General features: G+C 42.8%; 21 protein-coding genes and 1 pseudogene. 13 read left to right on the top strand and 9 right to left on the bottom strand.

Annotated elements, in window-relative coordinates; all coding sequences use genetic code 11:
- The first annotated feature begins 26 nt into the window (after window positions 1–26).
- Genes KUV50_RS02720 through KUV50_RS02710 form a run of 3 tightly spaced genes read left to right on the top strand, consistent with a single transcriptional unit; the run spans window position 27 to window position 3,040 of the window.
- Complete coding sequence (locus KUV50_RS02720; protein WP_222578555.1) at window positions 27–803, top strand: PASTA domain-containing protein; 777 nt, start codon at window positions 27–29, stop codon at window positions 801–803.
- On the top strand, window positions 796–2,706 hold the full coding sequence (locus tag KUV50_RS02715) for a T9SS type A sorting domain-containing protein (protein WP_222578554.1): 1,911 nt from the start codon (window positions 796–798) through the stop codon (window positions 2,704–2,706). The genes KUV50_RS02720 and KUV50_RS02715 overlap by 8 nt, the downstream gene beginning before the upstream one ends.
- Window positions 2,707–2,728: 22 nt before the next feature.
- A complete protein-coding gene (locus KUV50_RS02710) occupies window positions 2,729–3,040 on the top strand; it encodes a rhodanese-like domain-containing protein (RefSeq protein ID WP_222578553.1) in 312 nt (103 codons plus the stop codon).
- Between the two features lie 123 nt (window positions 3,041–3,163).
- Here the strand turns inward: KUV50_RS02710 and dcd are convergent, their stop codons facing one another.
- Both dcd and KUV50_RS02700 read right to left on the bottom strand, forming a co-directional pair.
- Window positions 3,164–3,700, bottom strand: coding sequence for a dCTP deaminase (gene dcd, locus KUV50_RS02705; protein WP_222578552.1), 537 nt, complete (start codon window positions 3,698–3,700; stop codon window positions 3,164–3,166).
- Between the two features lie 522 nt (window positions 3,701–4,222).
- Window positions 4,223–5,104 (bottom strand): hypothetical protein, encoded by an 882-nt coding sequence (locus KUV50_RS02700; RefSeq protein WP_222578551.1) that lies wholly within the window; start codon window positions 5,102–5,104, stop codon window positions 4,223–4,225.
- A gap of 34 nt (window positions 5,105–5,138) precedes the next feature.
- On the opposite strand from KUV50_RS02700, the gene KUV50_RS02695 reads away from it, so the two are divergent.
- The 3 genes from KUV50_RS02695 (at window position 5,139) to KUV50_RS02685 (ending at window position 6,845) form a co-directional block, all read left to right on the top strand.
- Window positions 5,139–5,789, top strand: coding sequence for a 4'-phosphopantetheinyl transferase family protein (locus KUV50_RS02695; protein ID WP_222578550.1), 651 nt, complete (start codon window positions 5,139–5,141; stop codon window positions 5,787–5,789).
- On the top strand, window positions 5,786–6,223 hold the full coding sequence (locus KUV50_RS02690; protein ID WP_222578549.1) for a hypothetical protein: 438 nt from the start codon (window positions 5,786–5,788) through the stop codon (window positions 6,221–6,223). The genes KUV50_RS02695 and KUV50_RS02690 overlap by 4 nt, the downstream gene beginning before the upstream one ends.
- A 172-nt stretch (window positions 6,224–6,395) precedes the next feature.
- Window positions 6,396–6,845: a CBS domain-containing protein gene (locus tag KUV50_RS02685; protein WP_222578548.1), complete on the top strand. Its 450-nt coding sequence runs from the start codon at window positions 6,396–6,398 to the stop codon at window positions 6,843–6,845.
- A gap of 201 nt (window positions 6,846–7,046) precedes the next feature.
- Here KUV50_RS02685 and KUV50_RS02680 read toward each other — a convergent pair whose 3' ends face one another.
- The 3 genes from KUV50_RS02680 to yihA form a co-directional block, all read right to left on the bottom strand.
- On the bottom strand, window positions 7,047–7,589 hold the full coding sequence (locus KUV50_RS02680) for a 3'-5' exonuclease (protein ID WP_222578547.1): 543 nt from the start codon (window positions 7,587–7,589) through the stop codon (window positions 7,047–7,049).
- A 72-nt stretch (window positions 7,590–7,661) separates the two neighbouring features.
- A complete protein-coding gene (locus tag KUV50_RS02675; RefSeq protein ID WP_222578546.1) occupies window positions 7,662–9,380 on the bottom strand; it encodes a 1-acyl-sn-glycerol-3-phosphate acyltransferase in 1,719 nt (572 codons plus the stop codon).
- Window positions 9,367–9,978, bottom strand: a complete 612-nt coding sequence (gene yihA, locus KUV50_RS02670) for a ribosome biogenesis GTP-binding protein YihA/YsxC (protein WP_222578545.1) — start codon at window positions 9,976–9,978, stop codon at window positions 9,367–9,369. The genes KUV50_RS02675 and yihA overlap by 14 nt, the downstream gene beginning before the upstream one ends.
- A gap of 84 nt (window positions 9,979–10,062) precedes the next feature.
- Between yihA and KUV50_RS02665 the strand changes: the two genes are divergently transcribed.
- Window positions 10,063–10,698 (top strand): outer membrane beta-barrel protein, encoded by a 636-nt coding sequence (locus KUV50_RS02665; RefSeq protein WP_222578544.1) that lies wholly within the window; start codon window positions 10,063–10,065, stop codon window positions 10,696–10,698.
- A gap of 21 nt (window positions 10,699–10,719) precedes the next feature.
- Window positions 10,720–12,309: a bacillithiol biosynthesis cysteine-adding enzyme BshC gene (gene bshC, locus KUV50_RS02660; protein ID WP_222578543.1), complete on the top strand. Its 1,590-nt coding sequence runs from the start codon at window positions 10,720–10,722 to the stop codon at window positions 12,307–12,309.
- Window positions 12,310–13,198: 889 nt separating this feature from the next.
- Here bshC and accD read toward each other — a convergent pair.
- Together accD and hemE are read right to left on the bottom strand one after the other, a co-directional pair.
- A pseudogene (accD, locus tag KUV50_RS02655) lies at window positions 13,199–14,044 on the bottom strand (acetyl-CoA carboxylase, carboxyltransferase subunit beta); the annotation flags it as partial.
- A gap of 50 nt (window positions 14,045–14,094) precedes the next feature.
- Entirely contained in the window at window positions 14,095–15,126 is a 1,032-nt protein-coding gene (gene hemE / locus KUV50_RS02650; protein WP_222578541.1) for a uroporphyrinogen decarboxylase, read from the bottom strand.
- Window positions 15,127–15,192: 66 nt separating this feature from the next.
- On the opposite strand from hemE, the gene dapB reads away from it, so the two are divergent.
- The 3 genes from dapB to dnaG all read left to right on the top strand — a co-directional run bounded on the left by dapB (window position 15,193) and on the right by dnaG (window position 18,942).
- Window positions 15,193–15,924, top strand: a complete 732-nt coding sequence (gene dapB, locus KUV50_RS02645; RefSeq protein WP_222578540.1) for a 4-hydroxy-tetrahydrodipicolinate reductase — start codon at window positions 15,193–15,195, stop codon at window positions 15,922–15,924.
- Window positions 15,925–15,994: 70 nt separating this feature from the next.
- Window positions 15,995–16,750: a YebC/PmpR family DNA-binding transcriptional regulator gene (locus KUV50_RS02640; protein WP_222578539.1), complete on the top strand. Its 756-nt coding sequence runs from the start codon at window positions 15,995–15,997 to the stop codon at window positions 16,748–16,750.
- 221 nt (window positions 16,751–16,971) lie between these two features.
- Entirely contained in the window at window positions 16,972–18,942 is a 1,971-nt protein-coding gene (gene dnaG / locus KUV50_RS02635; RefSeq protein ID WP_222578538.1) for a DNA primase, read from the top strand.
- Between the two features lie 203 nt (window positions 18,943–19,145).
- Here dnaG and KUV50_RS02630 read toward each other — a convergent pair whose 3' ends face one another.
- Window positions 19,146–19,544: a GlcG/HbpS family heme-binding protein gene (locus KUV50_RS02630; RefSeq protein WP_222578537.1), complete on the bottom strand. Its 399-nt coding sequence runs from the start codon at window positions 19,542–19,544 to the stop codon at window positions 19,146–19,148.
- Window positions 19,545–19,680: 136 nt separating this feature from the next.
- Window positions 19,681–19,938 carry a hypothetical protein gene (locus KUV50_RS02625; protein ID WP_222578536.1) on the bottom strand — a complete coding sequence of 86 codons (258 nt, stop codon included), beginning with the start codon at window positions 19,936–19,938 and terminating at the stop codon, window positions 19,681–19,683.
- A 417-nt stretch (window positions 19,939–20,355) separates the two neighbouring features.
- On the opposite strand from KUV50_RS02625, the gene KUV50_RS02620 reads away from it, so the two are divergent.
- Both KUV50_RS02620 and KUV50_RS02615 read left to right on the top strand, forming a co-directional pair.
- Window positions 20,356–21,420 carry an NAD-dependent epimerase/dehydratase family protein gene (locus KUV50_RS02620; protein ID WP_222578535.1) on the top strand — a complete coding sequence of 355 codons (1,065 nt, stop codon included), beginning with the start codon at window positions 20,356–20,358 and terminating at the stop codon, window positions 21,418–21,420.
- A 153-nt stretch (window positions 21,421–21,573) separates the two neighbouring features.
- On the top strand, window positions 21,574–22,404 hold the full coding sequence (locus KUV50_RS02615) for an endonuclease/exonuclease/phosphatase family protein (RefSeq protein ID WP_222578534.1): 831 nt from the start codon (window positions 21,574–21,576) through the stop codon (window positions 22,402–22,404).
- Window position 22,405 lies beyond the last annotated feature (1 nt).

Raw genomic sequence — 22,405 nt, 5'->3', positions numbered from 1 at the left:
CCACCCTTAAAGCCTATATTTGCGCCATGTTGAAAAAGAATTTAATCCTGATCTTACTTTTTCTGATCGTTGTTTTCGTTGCGATCAAACTTGGTCTTCGATGGTACACCCACCACGGAGAAAAACTAACTTTACCGGACTTTATTAACCAACCCCTGGCGCAAGCGATCATCACAGCAGAAGATCGATCTTTTGAACTGGTGGTCACTGATTCAATATTTAAGGTTAACCAACAGGGTGGGATCATTCTCGATCAAAATCCCATCAAGGACTCCAAAGTAAAACGCGGCCGGAAAATTTACGTCACCATCACAAAATATAAACCCGAAAAAGTAAAAATATCTCAAATTCCGGAACTTTACGGAAAGGACTTTGAACGTAAAAAGAAAGAATTGGAAAATGCTTTTGATATTCAAAGTGAAATTTTGGGCTACGAATTTGATCAAGGTGCATCAAATCAAATACTTAAGGTACTCTATAATCAAGAAGAGATTATTAATTCAGAATTTCGAAAAGACGATGTCGAAATTGAGAAAGGGAGTACCCTGCAATTTATTTTATCAAAAAATGTAGGAGGAGCTATCATGATGCCGGACCTGGTCTGTAAAACATACAATGAAGCCGCATTCTATGTCGAAAATCTAAATCTCTACATCGGAGAGGTGGTCAAGGATGGACTATTGGAAGATGAACAAGGTGCCTTTATTTACGATCAGATTCCCCAGGCTGGTGATAATATTCTTACAGGCGATACGATCCAGCTCTACCTGTCCTCCACAAAACCCTTTAACTGCGATGAATAAGCTTCGTTTGATTTTTCTATATGGTCTTGCGGTCATGTTCTTTACGGTGGCCGGACAGGCACAAATTATTGAACGACCTTTGGGGTCAAATGCAGTACTGCAAAATCGCCCTGCGCCTGTTGGTCAACTTCGGTCAGATCAACCGCTCGATCTCCCATTTGCAGATGATTTCTCCAGTGAGCCCGGATACCCGAACCCGGAGTTGTGGGCAGATCATCAGGCGTACATCAACAACAACCTGGCTTTGAATCCGCCCAGCATAGGTGTCGCTACTTTAGATGGCCTGGATGCCAATGGAGTGCCTTACCCGGGTGGATATGGCGGTTCAGATACACTCACCTCACGACCGATAAATCTGTCAGGCCTCCCCCGTGCCTATCTTAGTTTCTATGTCCAACCCAAAGGGATTGGCTATCAACCCAAAGCCGCAGATTCATTAATAGTAGAGGCAAAGGACCAGGATGGCGTGTGGCGTACACTAGAAGCTTTCGAAGGTTTGGACGAGTCCTATATCAATAAACCGGCTCCCGATTTCAATCGGGTTTCAGTGGTATTGACCTCGGAATTTCTTTATGATAAGTTTCAATTCCGGTTTAGAAATTACAGCAGCAACCAAGGTCTGGAGTCGTTGTGGCATTTGGATTATGTCATGGTGACCAAGGAAGAACAAGATCTGTATGTCAATGACATCGCATTCACGCGCAGACCGGATTTTTTACTAAAGCGTTATACGGCATATCCTTTACCTCAAATAAAGCGTAGTGCCCAGGACGTGATCAACAACCAATTTCCCATCCATCTTCAAAATAACTCCAAAGTACGGTTGACGATTGATACCAGTCGCGTAGAGATCTATAACACCGAAACCAATCAAACGGTCTTTGCGGATGAATCACTCCTTGAGATTCCTCCCATCGTACCTGAAAATCAAAGAAATATAAATCCAGGTCCGGCTTCTTTTACCAACACATTCAACCCGGAAAAAGTCGTGACATATCTCACAAATACAAACCAGGATAAAGTGGCTCTGACCACTGAGTATGAATACGTCATGCGGTCAGAACAACAACTTCCTTCATTCCTGAGAAACAATACCGTAACGAGGATCACCCACTTCGATAATTATCTCTCGTACGACGACAACAACGTCGAAGGATCGATATCCACCTACAATGGAAATGGCATCAAAACAAGAATCGCTGTTGAATATGAACTGATCGAAGCGGATTCGCTTCACACGATTCGGATCCTCTTTCCCTATCTGATTCAAAATTATGAGCATAAAATGTTTAATCTCCTTATTTTCGTCGGCGAATTAAAAGGGGAGGCGGACTACACGATCCATGATCTTCAGCCCAAGAGAGGCAATTATTATCAGCCGTTTACAGAATATATTATCAGAGATTATATCCCGGAAGGCATTGAGTTGCCGGCTGGTAAATTTTATATCGGTTGGGAACACCCGCGCGGTACCACTACCGATTATATTCCATTTGGATTTGACAAGAATTACCCTGCTGCCAATGAGTTCATTTATTACAATATCGGCGGTGATTGGTTGAATGTAGCCACTCATTCACCGAACCTGCAAGGGGCCATTGCCATTCGGCCTGTCGTGGGTCTTCATGAAGTTCTTACCACCTCCCGAGAAGACGTAGAAGATCTGTCTCACCTGATTTACCCCAACCCGGCTTCCAAAATGTTATACCTTCGTGGAGCATTGGCTGATCAGCAAATCAATTATAAGATATATCGAATGACGGGACAAATGGTGCTTTCCGGCCATCTTTATCGCCATCAGAACACGCTGGATATTGGTGTACTACCCCCGGGCGCTTATGTTGTTCATTTGTTGGACCGGTCAAATCAGACCGTGGGGAACCTTCGTTTTATCAAGCAGTAAATGCATATTTAAATACCATATTATGGAAGAAATAAATGTAAAAGAACTGAAAGGAAAACTGGATCGAAAAGAAAGTTTCCATCTGATCGATGTTCGTGAACCTTTTGAATATGAGGAAGCTAATATCGGCGGTCAGCTGATTCCACTGGGTGACATCGCCGATCATCTGGAAGAATTAGAAAAGTGGAAAGATGAAGAAATCGTCCTCATGTGCCGTTCCGGTGCGCGGAGTGGAAACGCTCAGAAGTTCCTACAAGCCGAAGGCTTTTCCAAGGTGTACAATCTGAAAGGAGGGATTCTGGCCTGGCAGGAAATGGAAGAAGATGAAAGCTAAAACCGCTTAGGATCCTTGTCCGACGATCGGCCAAACAGGGAATGCAATCAGCACAGCTAAACTTATCTTTGGTTACGATATGGACAGGGAGCCGTCTTAATTCCGTGCAGCGAAGTGCCTGAATCAAAACTTATTCTTCCACATCATGGATTCCACTGGTTTGATCGTGCGTTTGTTGTATTTGGCGGACGGTTTTTTATTGTAATAATTCTCAATATCTCCTTCGACCATAAAGTATATAAGTTGTCCAATTGGCATCCCTTCGTACACCCGGACAGGATGCGTACATGAAATCTCCAGGGTCCATGTATTGCAAAATCCGACATCACCCTTTCCGGCGGTGGCATGAATATCGATTCCCAACCGGCCAATACTACTTTTTCCCTCCAGGAAAGGAACAGCATTGTGGGTCTCCGTATATTCCAGCGTGACACCCAGATACAACGTATTGGGATGAAGGACAAACCCTTCTTCCGGAATTTCAAAATGCTCGATCGGATTGTGTTTCCGCGCATCAAGAATATGATCTTTGTAGTAAGCCAACCACTTTCCTAAATGAACATCGTATGAGTTCGTGCCCAGATTTTTACGATCAAAAGGATCGATTACAATATCTCCAGATTCGATTGATTCCAGAATTTTTTTATCGCTCAGTATCATCTATATAATTTCTAAGGTCATCCAATCCGGACAAAGAACTACGACAACGATAAAAACCAGTTCTGAAGAGGTTAAGAACGTTGTGATTATACTTTGTCAGGGTAATCTATGTGCAAAGAACGATTATTTCTGTTGAAATCTCAACTAAACATCAAACTGATTCCATTGGAAATAACAAATGCGAGCAGGAATTAAACGTGGTTCCATTGAGTTTACGTTTCCATTGTCCTATTAATACGAATGCAGCAAGTGCAACCCGAAGGATCGGAAGTGATCCACCACCAATTCTCAGGTTCACCTGAAACAGCGCTCGATCGTTTAGTGTTTTTGAATTTCCAATTCAATTAATACGACTAAAATTTGGAACTGCCGCTTTTATATCAAAATTCTATGCGATTTCTTCACCAAAAATGCCGGTCCAGCGCAGACCATTCCTTCTTATTTTTGCCTCGCCGATCTGTGATGAACTACATCTAAAAAATCAATACAAAACCAAATGAGTTAAGTCCAATAATCTCAAATTTAAATTTTCCATGCCCGGATGGTCCGGTCTTCACTCCCCGAAAAGACCATTTCATTTTCCGCATCTACGGCTAGGGAATTCACTGAATGCACATGTGCCTCCATCACATCCCCCCATTTGATGGTGGTCACGGGCTCCAGGGTATGTCGATTCCACCACCGGATGGATTTATCTCTGCTGCTACTCACCATATAATTGTCCGTGCTTTTCAAGTCATAAATAGCATACCAATGGGCATTAATAGTCTGATCAAGCTCGTAGTCTTTTTCTACATTCCAACTTTTAATCAATGCATCTCTTCCACCTGAAATGAGGTAGCCATCCATCCAGAGTAAGGCAAATACGGTAGGATCATGGGCATCAACCAATTGTTTTTGAAGAAACAGTTCTGGGTAACTCAATATATATATGCTTCCATCTGAACTTCCCACGGCCAGCAAATCACCTGTCTCATTGAGTGCGTGGGTGCGCAGCGCTTTAGGAGCCAATGTCAATGAATTCATTGGCTCAAACGTTTTAGCATCCCATTGAACGATGCGACCATCTCCGCCAAAAGTATAAAACTGTGCACCCGTGGCAAGGATCGAAAATACGCCCTTCTTGTGTACGCGTTCCTCATGTAAAATGGATCGGTTTTGCCGATCCAGGACATAAAAATTACCCTGATAAGAACCCATCAGAAAGTGATCAGCTGTCACTGCTAAAGCAAAAACCTGATCAGGCACACGTGCCAATAGCACCCCATCATCAGAGTGATCAACATCCCACTCCACCAACCAGCCATCGCCACCCACAGAATACAACTTTCGATGTGCTTCATCGAAAATTAATTTATATATCGCTCCTTCATGTCCTTGTAGTATCTTTACGTTGTCAATCAAATTATCAAATTAATTCGTTCCAAAATCAATCCCCTTGCCTCTTGTAAAAATAGAACAGATCAACGACGATACCAAGCTATTAATCTGGTATCTTACAGAAGATGCATCTTTTTTCGAAAACCATTTAACTTCAATCTTTGCTGATCCGCCGCCCTGGGCAGATATGAAATCTAAACGAAAAAAAGAATTCCTGGCCACCAGATACCTTCTGCAATTGGGTTTGCCACCGGATATCAAAGTCAGCGAGGTCACCAAAGATGAGTATGGGTGTCCAAAGTTGAGCAATCCGGCATTGTATTTTGGTATTTCCCACACCAGTGAGTATATAGGCTGTGTCATCAGTACATCACGCAGCGGGTGTGACATCGAAAGATATCAGGAACGCATTTTGGCCATGTCCCATCGATTTATGACAGCGCCCGAGCTTCACTGGGCCCAGGGTCCCAATGAACTTCTGAAAACACAGTTAATATGGGGGATCAAAGAAAGTGCGTATAAAACCTGGGGAAGGAAAAAAATAGACTGGCGCAAACACATTCAGATAGATCCGATGGAATGGCAACCGTCCACAGGAACATTTTCAGGAACGATCGGAAACCAATCCGGCACCATGAATTTTAGCGGGGGATATGAATACTATTCAAATTTCATATTCGTTTGGTCGATAGAAACACCTTCGTTATGAGCACATATTATTATATTTTGCTGCTGTTTCTATGCACCGGAACCTTATTCACGGGTTGCCAAGACAATAATAGAACGATTCCAGTGGATGAACCCGATGTACCAACAGATTTTTCAGAATTCTACACCGCTTTCCATTCTGATTCTACCTTTCAGATGAATCATATTTTGTTCCCATTGGATGGCAAACCGGCGGCTGATACAGCTCGAAAATTTATCGACGATTTTAAATGGGAAAAAGAGGACTGGAAATTGCACAATTTTGACCACTTTACCCCGGATCAGTTCGAGGTTCACCGCAAAGTCACAGATTCTACGATCGTTACAGAAATCATCCGTGACAAAGTCAGTGGATTTGGCATAAAGCGCCGATTTGCAAAATTCAACGACAGCTGGTACCTCATCTATTACGACGCAATGAATCCGTCCAATTAGACCGTTCAGTTCATTCAAATATTTAGCACAGAAGTCCCAAGCTTTTAAAATAATATATTAAAAAGAATTTAATTCTTTGGAAATTGCCTATATTAGGTTCTAATCGGACGCCTGGCATCATTGCCCGTGGCCGATCTGATATCCCTTGTACGACCACTAAATGACTAACACAATGGCAATAAAAAACTACAAACAGAAAGAGATCGATCAAAATCCACCAATGGAAAAGAAAAAGGTTTTGGATTACATGACTTCTGATTTGATCACCTTCCGCCTGGATACAAATGTCCTGGATATTGCTGACACACTTCTTGAGAAAAGAATTACAGGAGCTCCTGTATTGGATGACGATGGAAATCTGATCGGGCTGATCGATGATAAAGATTGTCTCCGCATTGTGGTTGATACACTTTACCACAACCAACCCATCGTATCACACACGGCAAGAGAATACATGTCCAATGTAATGAAAACCGTGAATATCAAAACAGACATTCTTGAAGTTGCCAATATTTTTCTGACGACGCCTTATAAAAGACTGTTGGTCGTTGACGACTCCGGCAAACTTCGTGGGAATATCAGCCGACGCGATATCCTCCGAGCCATTCATGATATGTCGTAAATAAGAAATTAGGTATTGGTTACTGGGGCGCTGCGCTGTTGGGATTTAGTTTTTATTAAAATGCCCACAGCTTCACCGAATTTATAAGACTAGTGTAGTGTTTCTTACATATTCAATATTTTATGTTATTGCCTCATTACGGGGTATAAAAATGTGAGATATGTCAAGAGACTTTTATTTTTGTCATTCACTATTTCCTGCTCAACTAAAATCCCAGGAATCTAAATACCGGATAAAGAGGTCGGACATGTTCAGTACATCCGGTAAAGCCCGGTGGGGCGTTCCCTCAAAATCGATTTCCTCATATTCCAGTGCTTTGACGAGCCCTGTTCTGGAAGGTATATCTTTCATCGAGGTATACGCAGATCGCAGGTCAAGGTAGTTTCCGATCAGCGAGTCAGCATGAAGATGACGTTCACATTCTTCGCGCAGCAAATCAGGATCAAACGTTCCCCAGGAAACAAACCAGGTGTCCACATCAGCATTCGCCCAGGTTTCAAAGTCATCATACACTGTTTCAAAATCCAAGGCAGCATTAACTTCTTGTTGCTGAATGCCGGTCAGATTCTGACAATACAATGAAAGCCGGGGATTAATCACGGGCCGGACCAGTTCATCGAATTCATCCATATGTTCTCCGTACCGATTTATTGCGAGCGCTCCTATTTCTATAATTTCCTGAATCGCATTGCTGTGGTACCCATCCCAACAAGTTGCTTCCAGATCAAATAAAATAAATTTCATGTTTTTTATGCTTTAGCGCATCCAATGGGATTCATTGTACCGGCAGCGTCTTGAAAATGTCCCCCCTTTGATTCACTCCTCTTCCTGCAAAATATTTTGGAGCAGACGTTGATCTTTAGTGGTGAAGATATTTTTAAATTGGTACATGCTGATCCGGTTGTGATAATAGTACAGCAACTCCAAATCATCACTGACCAAAAAATCATCGCTGGTCATTCGCAAAGGCGTTCTGCTGTGATACAATCCGATTTTTTCGATGCCATCCTCCAAAATAACGTCGCTGGAACATTCAAAAATACTGGAGAGCCGCAAAGCCCCATCGTCCTCCATGCCCATCAGCAACCGCTTGAAATCATCCATTTTATCCAGAAAATAGTGTTTTGGTATATAAAAATCCGATAAGGGCATTCGCAATAAACCATATACGTCAATAGAAGGAAAATACTGATGGAAGATTTCAAAAGCCAAATAAGCTATCATGTGACTGGAGAGGATAACATTGTCCCGCTTAAAGCGCTCAATAACCTTTTCTGCGAGGATCTTCGTATATTCTGATTCACGCTGGACATCGGCCCCTATTTTATCATGCGTAGAAAAATAGTCTGAAATAGTGATCACTTTTCCGTGGCGGTCAATACTACGACCTTCATCATCAATGCTGTTTCCTATAAAATCCATCGGTTCCCCGAACGAACAGACGATCTCCGAACTTTTTGAATAAAATTCCCATAAAAATTTAAAAATTTTCCGTTTACTTTTCCCGAGATCTTTAATCGAAGTATATTTCTGCTTGCCTTCGATCGTCAAGTGTTGGCGTATGAGTGATTTGGCTTCTAACACAAAATGATAATCCAGGATCAGGGGTATTATATAGATGTTCTGTTCTTTACCTTCCAGACAAATATCGCGCTGTGCCTCGATGATGGTATTCATCAAGCCCAGCTTGAACTGTTCTTCACTTTTACCAGATCGACTTCGCGTACCGCCAGGGAAGAATAAATTATTGACACCACTTTTGATCGACAAAGTAGACATGGCCTTCAGGGTTTCCAGGTAGATGGGATTCTTCTTGCGTCGATCTACACGATAGGCGCCCAGACGGTTCATAAAGTAAGCCGCGGGTCCGAAATTATATAAATTTAATCCGGCCCCATAGGAAAATGCGGGAATTCCCACTTTTGTGTCAAGTACATACCCGATCAGGATACTATCCAGGTTACTAAAGTGTGTGGGTAATAAGATCACCGTACCCTTCCGGGCCAGACTTCGGACTTTATCGATGTCTCCATACACCTTCAGCGCATTGTGCAGGTGATCCTTCCGGCCCCATATTTTCCAAAACTTCTTCAGCAAGTTCTCTCCCAGCAAGATATTGAACAAGCCGGTCAGAAACTTCCGGGCAAATAAGAAGGTTTTGGGCACAAATGAACCCACTATTTCGTCGGAATAACGCTGTATGATGCGGTATACAGATCGACGTTCAAATTCACGGAGCTTCTTTTTCGACTTAAATCGTTTTGCTTTTCCCAGACGAACTTTCATCCGGTTCCAGAATGCTTCTTCATTGGGTGGATCAACCCGCCAGGGTTTTCGCTTTATCCGAATCCGTTCCTGATAGATTGTTTTTTCAAGAACATCCTCAAAATCGTTATTGTATTTATGATGAAGTTTTCGATAGGTATGGTTGACCAGTCGCTCGATAAAACTACTCCGATTCTTACTGATTTCATAAATCGGCCATTTATGCAAATCATCCTCAATATGCTGATATACCTTTTTATTTTCTTTCATCGTCAATCATCTCATCTGCCAAATTAAATAAATAATCCAAGACCAGGTCTTTTCCCTCCCCTTTTACGGAAGAGGTAACAAACTGCGGAGGCAAATATTCCCAGTCTTTCAATAATTCATTTTTGATATTCTCTATGTTCTTTTTGATTTCCCGTGGTTTGGATTTATCGCTTTTCGTAAAAATCAAAACATAGGGCAGATGGTGTTCACCCAACCAGTTAATAAAAGCACGGTCAATCGCCTGGAGCGGAATATTGGCGTCAATGAGCACAAATACGCAAGCCATATTGGGCCGGTTTAAAAAATACCGTTTCGTCATTTTATCCCAACTAAGTCGTTGCTTTTTCGAATGTTTGGCATAACCGAACCCCGGTAAATCAACCACATAAAATCGTTCATCCACTTTATAATAATTGATGGACTGGGTCTTCCCCGGCTGTTTGGATACGTAGGCCAGTTCTTTGCGACCAAAGAGGCTGTTAATCAAGGAAGATTTACCTACATTTGACCGCCCTATAAAGGCGAATTCAGGTCGATCTGCTTCTGGACATTGCTCTACTTTGTGATAACTGGCGTGATAATTGATCTGATAATTCATGCAGGGTGTTAATGTTAGTTAATATCGAAAGTGAATAAATACTCCTGGCAAATTTATCAGTTATAGTACTAAAAATACAGAGATTTGAAAAGTATAATTGCTATTGTTTTTAGTCTGTTCCTGACCGGGTCGGTTCAGGCACAGTTGAATTTTGGCATCAAGATCGGTGCGAGCACGTCGGACATCGGCGTTGACCACATCAACGTGCCCATCAACCAATCGATGGATGAACTTAAGGTAGCTATCGAGAAAGCCAACTATGGTTTTAACTTTGGAGCTGTATTTCAAATCAGGTTAAAATGGTTTGTAATCCAGCCGGAGGTGATTTTCAATTCTACAAGTGTGGATTTTAGAGTCAATGACAACCTCGGAAACTATACTGATAAAATATTAACCGATTCATATCAAAACCTTGACATCCCTTTTTTGTTTGGTCTCAAAGCAGGGCCATTACGCATGCAGGCGGGGCCGGTAGGTCATATTCCGATCCAATATGCTTCCGAACTAACGAGTCTGGAAGGTTTTTCATCTGATTTTTCTCCGATAGAATATGGATATCAGGCGGGAATCGGAATTGACTTTTATAATCTGATGATTGATTTTCGCTACGAAGGGAACTTTAATAAATTCGGTGAATATATTACCTTCTATGACCGGAACTATAGTTTTTCAGATATGCCGACACGCCTCCTGCTTAGTATTGCCATTGCCATCAATTAATACAAAAAACGAATCAGCTTTATGGAGGTCAATTACTTCGATTTTGAGACAATCGGAAAATTTAGTGTGAATGATATAGCCTATGCCCAAGGCAATAATGGATTGGAGAATTTTTATCAATTTGCACCGTCCTATGAAAATTTAAGCGACGCTGCCCGACAACGAGATACATTTACCGTAGATCGAGAATTACTCGTCCAAGTCATCCGCACCCAATATGAAGCGTTCTGCCAGGACCCGGAAGTCATCGATCGCATAGAAAGATTGAACGATCCCAATACTTTTACCATCATTACTGCTCATCAACCCACCTTATTTACGGGGCCTTTGTATTTTATTTACAAGTGTCTTTCAGCCATTAAGGTCGCCGATCAGTTTAACACTGCACAAGACGATTACCATACCCAGCCCGTGTTGATCCTGGGCGGGGAAGATCATGATTTTGATGAGATGAACCATCTGAATATTTTTGGTAAAACGGTAACCTGGGAGGATCATCAGGGTGGCGCAGTCGGACGGTACCGCAAAGATTCGCTCGAACCCGTGTTGGAAGAGGTATATGACATCCTTGGACAAAGCGAAAACGCGCAGACACTGATCAAAAAATTTAAGACCTCTTTTTCGAGGGTGGATACTTATGGAGCGGGCATGCAGCGGTTTGTTCATGAGCTCATTGGACATCTGGGCATCCTCGTCGTTAATATGGATGAGCCGGCTTTTAAAAGAAAAATGATCCCGATTTTTAAGGATGATATTGAGAATCATACTTCGTATACCATTGTGCGAGACATTCAAAGTTCATTCTCCGAAGCCGGATTTGAAGAACAAGCTTATGTTCGTCCCATCAACTTATTTTACCTGACCGATCACGACCGGGATCGCATCGAAGAAAACGATGGCGTTTACCATACGGTCAATGGCGATAAAAAATGGGATAAAAGTCAACTTTTGAATGAAATCGAAGAACATCCCGAGCGTTTTAGCCCCAACGTGATACTGCGTCCGATCTATCAGGAGCTCATCTTCCCTAACTTAGCCTATGTCGGAGGAGGCGGTGAAATTTCGTACTGGCTGGAACGCAAAGCCCAATTTGAAAAGCTCGGTGTATTTTACCCAATGTTGATTCGTCGGGATTCTTTCCAATTAATATCAACCAGGGACCTTGAGAGCATTCAGGAACTCGGGTTTTCCCTGGAAGATATGATGCTCCCCGAACATAAACTTGTCGAAAAGTATCTCTCTTTACATGGCAGGGAAGAAATAGACTTGAGTGCAGATATTAATAAACTCAACCCGTTGGAAGAGATCATCCAGCAAAAAGTAGAAGCCATCGATCCTTCACTCGTGGCCCGTATAGGCGCACAATTCGCTAAATTTAAAAATGATCTGCACGGCGTTGAAAAACGGTTAAAAAAGACTGAAAAAAAATCGCACGACAACAACATCAAAAAAATAAAAAAAATACAGAATAAACTCTTCCCCGATCACGGTCTGCAGGAACGTACAGATAATTTCATGTCATGGTATATCCTGCATGGTGAAGGTTTCTTCAAAGAATTGTTGAAACAGGCAGATCCTTTCGATACCCGATTGAAAACATTGGTCATCTAAAATTTCATTGATTTAAAAACGAGAAATAGTAGGACGACGACTTCGTCAACAGATGACAGCTTGGTCTAAGCTGCAATTCAGAAGTAGTATGCATTATATGAGGCGCTCCCGTGCCCAACAAGTTGGGATATCTTTTTAGAGTGTTTTGCCCCGGTGCTTTAGCCCGGGGAGCAATACAATTTCCCACATTGGACACTAGACCTTATTATATGTCACAGTCAAGAGCTAAAGCCCATTATTATTCTACATACCCAACCCCGCCATCCCCAACGAGTTGGGGACGGGGCAAAACAGCACCCATGTACAGGTACAATTTGGGGATGGAAGCGCGAAATGGAACCTATATATTATTATGATTCCATGCACTCGTGCACCAATTCAGAAGTTGCATACATTATCTGAAGCGCTTTCATCCACAACAAGTTGGGGTGCGTGTTAGGCGCTCTAAATGTCGTTTCTAAGCAGACCTGCAGCGCAGGTCCAAGTTTATTAGCCCCGTTAATATCCAAATATCGACCTCAGCGAGGTCGCAATGTATTCTTAGATATTGTGACTTCGTCGAAGTCGAAGAATACTGCAAAACCATCTGCTAACCTAGTTATGATTTCTCCGAAGTCCAAACAACGACCGGATCAATCCTGGTACAGGCCCCTTTAGCCGCAAGACGAATTATCGAACCAACTTCTTAGTAGGCTTTTCGTGAGCCAAACTTAGGGTGTTAATTCTTACCTTTGGTGCTTTCCTTGACCTCTGGTTTTGATTTTACAGCATTTGGGCTGGCCTTAGTGGCTTTTTGATCCGTTTTATTTTTTGTGTCGACATCCTGATTCGGGGTGGTCTTCCCTTCTGCTGCAGCATCGGATGAAGAGTCGCCGCCATTGGATTTTTTCAAACCAAAAAACCGGAGCAGTTGAACAATTTTACTTTTTAGATCTTTTCGGTGGACAATGAAGTCCAAAAAGCCCTGTTCCAATAGAAATTCAGAAGACTGGAATCCTTCGGGGAGATCCTGTTTAATCGTTTCTTTAATTACACGTGGTCCTGCAAATCCGATCAAAGCCTTTGGTTCCGCGATATTCAAATCTCCCAACATGGAAAAACTGGCTGTCACGCCGCCAGTCGTGGGATCGGTCAAAAGGGAAATATAGGGTAATCCAGCATCAGATAATAAACCGAGTTTAACCGAGGTTTTTGCCATTTGCATCAAAGAAAATGCGGACTCCATCATGCGAGCGCCGCCGGACTTGGAAATAATCATCAAGGGTAATTCGTGTTCGATGCAATAGTCCACAGCCAGACTAATCTTTTCTCCAACTACACTGCCCATAGATCCACCAATAAAAGCAAAATCCATGGCCGCAATCACCAACGGGTAACCCGCTTCTATTTCACCAACTGCAACCGATATCGCATCTTTTAAATTCGTCTTTTCTTCTGCATCCTTAAGTCGGTCTTTGTATTTCTTCAGGTCTTCAAAATTCAAGATGTCCTTGGGCTCCAATTCCCCAAACAACAATTCATACTCATCATTTTCAAACAAGTAATGAAAATATTCCCGGCTTCCGATTCGAGTATGGTGATCGCAATGGGGGCAGACGTAATAATTTTCTTTAAATTCTTTCTGTAAGGTGGTTTCCTTACATTTTGGACACTTCGTCCAAATTCCATCGGGCACCTCCTTTTTATCGCTTGTGGTTGTTTGAATTCCTTCCTTTAACCGTTTAAACCAACCCATATAAAGTTATTTATTTTGGTTTTTATTCTAATAATCACAATATAATCATTTCAAATCGAATCATATCGATAAGATTTTACCGTATTGACAAAATGTCGAACGCCTTCCAGGGGCGTATCCGGATACACACCGTGTCCCAGATTCATAATATGGCCCCGGTCAAACGCAGACAGAATTTGTTTTGTTTCCGCTTCAATCACCTCGGGTGCGCCATACAATACACAGGGATCAAGATTCCCTTGAATGACCTTCTTATGACCTATTTTTTGCGTCAACTCTTTGGCAGTCCGCATCCAATCGAAGCTAAGCGCCGTACAGGGAAGATCAATCAGTTGATCCAGCGATGAATACGCTCCTTTAGAAAAAACAATACTTCGCGTTCCTTCAGGCAACCCTTCCAGGATTCGTCGGATATATGTCAATCCAAATTCATTGTATTTTTCGTGTCCCAACACACCGGCCCAGCTGTCGAAGATCTGCACCACATCTACACCGCTTTGTATCTGACGAGTCAGATAAGCAATCGTTACCGAGGTAATCTTATCCAGAAGTCTTTTTGACTGTTCGGGATGCTGATATAAAAATCGACGTGCTTTAGAAAATGTCTTGGAACCATGGCCTTCCAGCATATAACAAAACAAAGTCCAGGGCGCACCACAGAATCCAATCAAAGGGACCCGGTTCTCCAACCGTTTATTGATTTCTTGAATCACGTCATAGACATAATCGATTTTCTCTGCTGCTGCATCGCCCTCCCCCATCTGGTCGATGTCTTTTTCATTTTCAATCACTCTGGAAAAAACCGGTCCGGTGTTTTTGACCAGTTCATAATCCAAGCCCATGGCTTCCGGTATCACCAAGATATCTGAAAACACGATCGCAGCATCCACACCCAGTTCATCAACGGGTTGAATGGTAACTTCTGCTGCTTTATCGGTATTTTTGACCAATTCTTTGAAGCTGGACAGTCCAGCCCGAACAGCTCGATACTGTGGGAGAATTCGTCCGGCTTGTCTCATGAGCCATACAGGTGGACGTTCCGTCTGCTGTCCATCCAACACATCCAATAACAATCGATTCATCTGTCTTTCGTTCTTTCGTTTTTTAATTACTTTTGCAAATGTATCATTTAAAAAGAAAAACAACATATGAACATTGCGATTATCGGTTATGGCCGGATGGGAAAAACCATTGAAGGCATAGCAAAAGAAAGAGGTCATGAAATAACAGCGATCATCGATGTGGAAAACCAGAATGAAATTAATCAACTCGATGCGGACCAGATTGATGTAGCGATTGAGTTTACACAGCCGGCTTCTGCATTGAGTAACTTAACCGCCCTGATCTCACTAGGCATCAATGTAGTTTCCGGAACGACCGGATGGACGGATCACATGGAAGATGTGAAAGCACTGGCCAAAGAAAATAATGCCGGGTTCTTCTATGCACCGAATTACAGCATCGGGGTAAACCTGTTTTTTGCCATCAGTGAATATGCGGCAGGTCTTATGAACAAATTCCCGGACTTTAATGTACACATAGAAGAAGTCCATCATGTACAAAAACTGGATTCCCCCAGTGGGACAGCGATTCACCTCGCCAATGGGATTATAGAAAAAACCGATCAAAAAACATCCTGGGTGAATGCGGAAAATGATAAACCGGAAGAGTTAGCCATACTATCGGAGCGCAAACCCGATGTACCCGGCATTCACGCAGCAGTATTTAGCGGTGAGCACGATGTGATCGAATTAAAACACACCGCAGCCAGCCGATTGGGATTCGCAACAGGGGCGGTCCTGGCTGCTGAATTTTTAAAAGGGAAATCGGGAATTTATACCATGAAAGATTTGTTGCATTCTTTTGACGGTGAATCCTGATTGGAATACCGAACATTTTAAAACAGATTAGTCCAAGGACTTGATTATAAATTTTTGAAAAAACAGAACTATGGCAGGACACAATAAATGGTCTAAAATAAAAAGAAAGAAAGGCGCTGCAGATGCTAAACGATCCAAGATGTATTCCAAACTCATCAAAGAAATTACCGTAGCTGTAAAAGAAGGTAACAGCGGTGATGAAGAGTTCAACCCCAGGCTCCGACTCGCCATCGCCAATGCAAAAGGGATTAACATGCCCAAAGACAACATTGAGCGGGCGATCAAAAAAGCCTTGGAAAAAGACAGCGGTGCCATCTACCAACCCACCTACGAAGGTTACGGGCCTGGTGGCGTGGCCATTTTTGTAGAGACTGCCACGGACAACCTAAACAGAACCGTGGGCAGCATCCGGGCTATATTTTCCAAGAAAAACGGAAACCTCGCTACATCGGGATCTGTCGATTTTCTATTCGAACGCAAAGGCATATTTGTACTGGATGTCAGTCCTGACCAGAAGGATGATATCGAGTTGGCACTCATAGACGGTGGTGCTGAAGAAATGGAATACGATTCTGACACGTCAGAAATGGTCGTCACTGTTGCCTTTGAGGATTTTGGAACCATGCAGGAAACCCTGGAAAGCCTGGAAATAGATCCCAAGAGCGCTAACTTGGAACGAATACCCAATGTATATACCAAACTTTCTGTGGACGATGCCAAAAAAGTGCTTGATTTAATCGAAGCCCTGGAAGACGATGATGATGTCCAACAGGTTTTTCACAACCTGGAGATGACCGAAGAACTGGAAGCTGTGCTCGAGGAGTAGAAGTGAGGTGTGGTTGAGCTTGAGTTAAGGTTAAGGTTAAGATTGAGGTTGAGGTAGAGAATGGATGTGACCTGCGCTGATTTCTTTACTGCGTAATGCATCAGATATTTGTGCGCTATAACATACCAAAGACATGGCTCTGAGAGGTTCTATGGAGCAGAAACAATTAAAATGCAATCCGGCGTTGTCGGATGGTACTCATCCCGCAAGGTTCACGAATTATGATATCACAGAAAACAATTGGAGAAATATTTGACCGAATGGAGGTCCGTGACGTGATCCAGGACTTCGTCGGACTAAAAAAAAGAGGCGTCAATTACATCGGACTGTGTCCGTTTCACAACGAGAAAACACCATCATTTACCGTATCTCCTTCTAAAAACATCTACAAATGCTTTGGATGTGGACGTGGTGGAAATGGTATTGATTTTCTTATGGAACATGAAGCGTATTCGTACCCCGAAGCGCTCAGATATGTCGCCCGATTGTATAACATCCCTATAGAAGAAACCTATCGATCTCCTGAAGTGGTGCAAGAATCGCAGCGAAAAGATGCGTTGCAAATCGTAAATGATTTTGCCCAGGAGCATTATAAACATAATTTATGGAATACGGATGCCGGAAAAAGCATTGCCTTGGGGTATCTCAAAGAGCGCGGGTTCATCGAGAAGACGATTAAGGCATTTGATCTGGGGTATGCCCACCGGGATCGAAAAGAATTAACCAATCAGGCGCTTCAGAAAAGTTATAAAAAGGAATATTTGCAGGAACTGGGATTAACGACCCGAAATGATCAGGATTTTTTCTCCAACCGGATCATCTTCCCGATACACAGCCTGAGCGGAAAGCCCATTGCCTTTGCCGGTCGCATCCTGCATACCCAGTCCAAAGCACCCAAGTACTTAAACTCCCCTGAAAGTGAAATTTATCACAAACGGAAAGTTCTTTTTGGGCTGGATCTCGCTCGTAAGTCCATCCGTGATGAAAACAAATGCTATCTCGTCGAAGGCTATACGGATGTAATGATGATGCATCAAAACGGTGTCGAAAATGTGGTCGCCACCAGTGGTACTGCGTTAACATCGGATCAAATCCGATTGATTAAGCGGTACACAGATACCATTCATCTCATTTTTGATAGTGATGCAGCTGGAACTAAAGCTACACTCAAGGCCATCGACCTCATTCTGGCTGAAGCTATGAATGTGAAGATTTTACCTCTACCTGAAGGCCAGGATCCGGATGGATTTATTATGGCGAAAGGACATAGTGGTTTTCAAAAGTATGCCGAAGATCAATTGCTTGATTTTCTGTCGTTTAAAATACAGTTTCATGACAAAGACCAAGGAGAAGACCCGGTATCACAGTCCGAACTGATCCGGAACATCCTTTCGTCCATCGCCTTAATCGACGATGGGATCACCCGGCACCTGTATATCAGGGAGACCGCTCAGGTCATGGGGCTTCCTGAGCAAACGCTGGTCGACGAATTAACCATTCACCTCGAAAAACGATCGACCGAAGAAAAGAGAGACCGCCTCCGGGAAGTCCGCAGAACCCGACGTGAAGAAGGTATATCGGGAGGCCAGATTCATTCGCCCGGAAAAGGAAGTCAAAAAGATCCCGAAGAAAACACACTGTATGAAAGAGACATCATTCGCGCCTTGATACAACACGGCCACAAATCTCTGGAAGATGATCTGACCGTCGCAGATTTTGTCATTGAAAATATCGAAGATGTCATCGAACACTTTCAGAATGAGGATTATAAAAACATATTGAACCATTATCTCGAGGCCTACCACAATGAAAAGACCATCGATTTTGAATATTTCAATCGGTCAGAAGATGCTGCCTTACGTAAAGCAGCCATTGATGCGCACACCGAAAAATATGATGGAGAATACAGCCAGAACTGGATCGACATGTGGGACATGGATCTTCAGACCCAACCGACCCCAGATAAAAACTACCAAAAAGATGTGCAGCAGGCATTGATGCGGTTCAAACTCCGGAAAGCCATGGATCTTTGTGTGTCCAACCGGCAAAAAATACAGGAGCTTCAAAAAGCGGGAAAAATGGATGAAGTTCTCAAACGGCTCGTTGTCCAGCAAAAATTATTGCAAATGCGCGATGCCATCGCCAAAGAATTTAAAACCATCGTGGTCAAGGGATCGGCGCACGGGGCGTGAAGGTGTTAGGTTGTAACTGCAGCCATACCACTGTTTTATTCTTCGACAATCTTTGAATATATACAAAATCATAGGCGGCATAATCAAATGCCTGAGGGTTACGCTGGTCAGATACACATTGAGATCCATAGAAGTCGAAAGTAAAAAAGCTGCTGCAAATTCCTTGCAACAGCTTTCTGTATTTTACCCTTAAACATCTTCGGTTAGAGCGCAGATGCTCCGGCATCAGCTACCGCATGGTCGTTGTCGACCGTGCTTCCGCTCACGCCGATCGCACCAATGATATCTCCGGAATCATTTTTAACCGGGATACCTCCTGGGAAGGTGATCAGGCCATTATTGGAGTGCTCGATGTTATAAAGCGAACCGCCGGGCTGAGAAAGTTTTCCCACTTCACCGGTGTTCATATCAAAATAACGCGCTGTTTCGGCTTTCTTGATCGAGATATCTTTTGAACCCAACCAGGCTCCATCCATGCGCGCGAAAGCCACCAGATTCGCTCCTCCATCGACCACGGCAATATTCATTTTGGTATCAAGTTCGGTGGCTTTTTTCTTGGCGGCGGCAATCATTTTCTCTGCTTGTTCGAGTGTAATGTTCATAAACTTTTTTTGATTTGAATTAATCTTGAAATAATACCCATTAAAGACTCTACGCATCAAATTGTTTATCAACGGCTCACTTTCATCAGTTCATAATGCTTATAGCCCTCGGTATTATCATCATGGAAGGTAGATTTCAAAAGGATGGGATTCCTGTTTTCGAGATCGATGCTAAAATCCATTGATGTATGCCCATCGTTTTATTGACAAAAGTATAATCGTCTTTCTCGATAAATTGGTCCACCTCTGCCACGGAATAGAAGGTATCATCATAAGAAGCAATGGGCATGTTTATTAAAATGCCATAATTGGGTGAAGACGCCGTCCCCAATCCACTTAACACTACTTTATTTGCATTTCTGTCAACAATCAGATTGTAATCATTCCGGTGCATAGGAGAAGAGCCATACCAATACAAAACTGATTACAGTCCATCCGGTTACACTTGGCATGATCGGTTATTGGTCACAGGGTTTATGGACTTCAACGGTCACCTATTATTTTTTTATTTCCCTTCCGATTGTCCTCCCTGCTATCTTTCTGGGCAGGTATCTCAATCGTCAGTTGAAAGGGGATATTTTTCTTAAGTATATCTATATTGGATTAATTGGTATTGGAGTTGTTTTATTAAGAGAAATTTTTCGTTAACAAAATTAGGATCCTACAGGAACCTCCTCAAAAATACTTTACATAATTAAACAGGCACATTCGCTTAAATCCATAAAATAAAGTATATTTATAAAATCGCAAATTCTGCTCCATTCCATCAATCGGATCTTCAATCAGGACAAGCATCCTAAAAGAATAAAATATGACAATAATAGACAAATCAAAACCAGTATTGGTCACCGGCGCCAACGGTTATGTAGCAAGTTGGCTGGTTAAAAGACTTTTGGATGAAGGAATCACAGTACATGCAGCTGTACGAGATCCGGACAACGAAATAAAAATCGGTCATTTAAGAGCGCTGGGGGAAAATTCAGCAGGCCGTTTAAAGATTTTCAAGACCGATCTGCTTATGGGTGGATCTTATAAAGCCGCCATGGAAGGCTGTGAATTGGTGTATCATACCGCATCACCCTACACGCTTGTTGTAGAAAATCCACAAAAGGATCTGGTTGAACCAGCTGTTCAAGGAACTGAAAACGTGTTGAACACCGCCACTGATGTCCCTTCTGTGAAGCGGGTGGTGGTGACCAGCAGTTGTGCAGCCATCTACACTGATGCGATAGACACCACTAAAGCCCCCGAAGGCCGAATCACGGAAAAGGTTTGGAATACCACCGCCTCCCTGGACTATCAGCCTTACTCCTATTCCAAAACAATGGCAGAGAAAAGAGCCTGGGAAATGGCAGAAGCGCAAAACCAGTGGGATCTTGTGGTGATCAATCCATCCGGTGTATTTGGACCACCATTGAATCCAAAGACAAATTCAGAAAGCATAAACCTACTTAAAATGTTAGGCGGTGGCGCTATGAAAATGGGTGCTCCAAAAATAGGTATAGGTGCCGTTGACGTCCGAGATGTAGCAGAAGCACATTATTTGGCCGGATACACACCTACCGCGCACGGGCGGTACATCACTTCAGCACACAACACGAATTTCCTGGAATTGGGAACCGTGCTTCAGCCAAAATATGGGGATCAATTCCCACTACCCAAAAAAGCCCTTCCTAAATGGTTGTTGATGATCGTTGGCCCGTTTGTGAACAAATTATTCACGCGGAAATATGTCCGCAACAATGTCGACGAGGAATGGAAAGCAGATAACTCAAAAATCCGAAAAGAACTGGGCATCAATTTCAGACCTCTGAAAGAGACCATGGAAGATTCATTTCAAGTGTTGATCGATGAAGGGGTGTTGCGCAAAAAATAAAAGCGCAAAAATATAGTTCATGGTGACCACTTTGAATTGGTCGTGCACAAAAACTGGCTGCAGTCAAGAAGCAATTAAATCAAAATGGGAATCTACTCCAATTATTGACATAACGGTGAAATTTCTTGTAGTTTTATTGCAAAATAGGACATTATGAAATACACTCCAAAGACTTTTTATATCCCCTTGGTTATACTCTTTGTTTTTTCCTCGTTGGTTAACACGCACGGCCAGACGGCGGACAACCTGCCCTTACGACTCAAGGTCGGAACCTATAACATCGGCCATTTTAACCAGGGACGGCTGGGCGGATTTCAATGGACAGGTAAAAATACGGTAACCGCAGAACTAAATAATTGGAAAAAATGGATCGGTGAGCAAGGACTGGATATATTGGGCGTGAATGAATGGAACAGGTATTTCGACAAGGACAGCACATATGATGCGACCGCTGAACTGTTGGATCCGTACTATTCCAGGGTTTATTTCGGCGACGAAAACACCTGGATTTACAATGGGATAGCGACCAATTACAACTTGAATAACATTCGGCAGGTCAATTCCTACGGTGACTACTATGCCATTTTGGGCGATCTAAAAATCGGTGATAAAATCATTACCATCATTTCTACACACCTCCCCTGGCAGAAACAATGGCACGATGATTCAGTGGCTGATCTGATCCAGTTGTTGGGCGAATTGGAATATTTTATTTGCTTAGGAGACATGAATGCCCATGATGCGAATCAACAATTATTCATAGAAGCTGGTTTCAATATGGCCAATGGCGGCGACATGGGATGGTTTCAGACAGCGGCGGCAAAATCAGCCGCTTCCGGATATACCGGGACCGCCGATGTAAATATTGATAATATCATTACCAGCGCCAATATTCGTATCATGAATGTCCGTGTTCCCAAAACAGGGTTGAATGACCTGGATCATTTACCGGTATTGGCGGACGTGATCGTCGTTTGGGATTAAT

Source organism: Membranihabitans marinus (genome assembly GCF_019802045.1).
GTDB classification, from domain to species: domain Bacteria; phylum Bacteroidota; class Bacteroidia; order Chitinophagales; family Saprospiraceae; genus Membranihabitans; species Membranihabitans marinus_A.
This window is presented reverse-complemented; position numbering and strand designations above follow the sequence as displayed.

Coding starts and splice junctions, on each gene's coding strand:
- KUV50_RS02620 (WP_222578535.1), top strand. CDS start 20,356: ATGACAATAATAGACAAATCAAAACCAGTATTGGTCACCGGCGCCAAC.
- hemE (WP_222578541.1), bottom strand. CDS start 15,126: ATGAATCGATTGTTATTGGATGTGTTGGATGGACAGCAGACGGAACGT.
- KUV50_RS02690 (WP_222578549.1), top strand. CDS start 5,786: ATGAGCACATATTATTATATTTTGCTGCTGTTTCTATGCACCGGAACC.
- bshC (WP_222578543.1), top strand. CDS start 10,720: ATGGAGGTCAATTACTTCGATTTTGAGACAATCGGAAAATTTAGTGTG.
- KUV50_RS02615 (WP_222578534.1), top strand. CDS start 21,574: ATGAAATACACTCCAAAGACTTTTTATATCCCCTTGGTTATACTCTTT.
- dcd (WP_222578552.1), bottom strand. CDS start 3,700: ATGATACTGAGCGATAAAAAAATTCTGGAATCAATCGAATCTGGAGAT.
- KUV50_RS02625 (WP_222578536.1), bottom strand. CDS start 19,938: ATGCACCGGAATGATTACAATCTGATTGTTGACAGAAATGCAAATAAA.
- KUV50_RS02630 (WP_222578537.1), bottom strand. CDS start 19,544: ATGAACATTACACTCGAACAAGCAGAGAAAATGATTGCCGCCGCCAAG.
- KUV50_RS02720 (WP_222578555.1), top strand. CDS start 27: ATGTTGAAAAAGAATTTAATCCTGATCTTACTTTTTCTGATCGTTGTT.
- dnaG (WP_222578538.1), top strand. CDS start 16,972: ATGATATCACAGAAAACAATTGGAGAAATATTTGACCGAATGGAGGTC.
- dapB (WP_222578540.1), top strand. CDS start 15,193: ATGAACATTGCGATTATCGGTTATGGCCGGATGGGAAAAACCATTGAA.
- KUV50_RS02710 (WP_222578553.1), top strand. CDS start 2,729: ATGGAAGAAATAAATGTAAAAGAACTGAAAGGAAAACTGGATCGAAAA.
- yihA (WP_222578545.1), bottom strand. CDS start 9,978: ATGAATTATCAGATCAATTATCACGCCAGTTATCACAAAGTAGAGCAA.
- KUV50_RS02715 (WP_222578554.1), top strand. CDS start 796: ATGAATAAGCTTCGTTTGATTTTTCTATATGGTCTTGCGGTCATGTTC.
- KUV50_RS02675 (WP_222578546.1), bottom strand. CDS start 9,380: ATGAAAGAAAATAAAAAGGTATATCAGCATATTGAGGATGATTTGCAT.
- KUV50_RS02680 (WP_222578547.1), bottom strand. CDS start 7,589: ATGAAATTTATTTTATTTGATCTGGAAGCAACTTGTTGGGATGGGTAC.
- KUV50_RS02685 (WP_222578548.1), top strand. CDS start 6,396: ATGGCAATAAAAAACTACAAACAGAAAGAGATCGATCAAAATCCACCA.
- KUV50_RS02640 (WP_222578539.1), top strand. CDS start 15,995: ATGGCAGGACACAATAAATGGTCTAAAATAAAAAGAAAGAAAGGCGCT.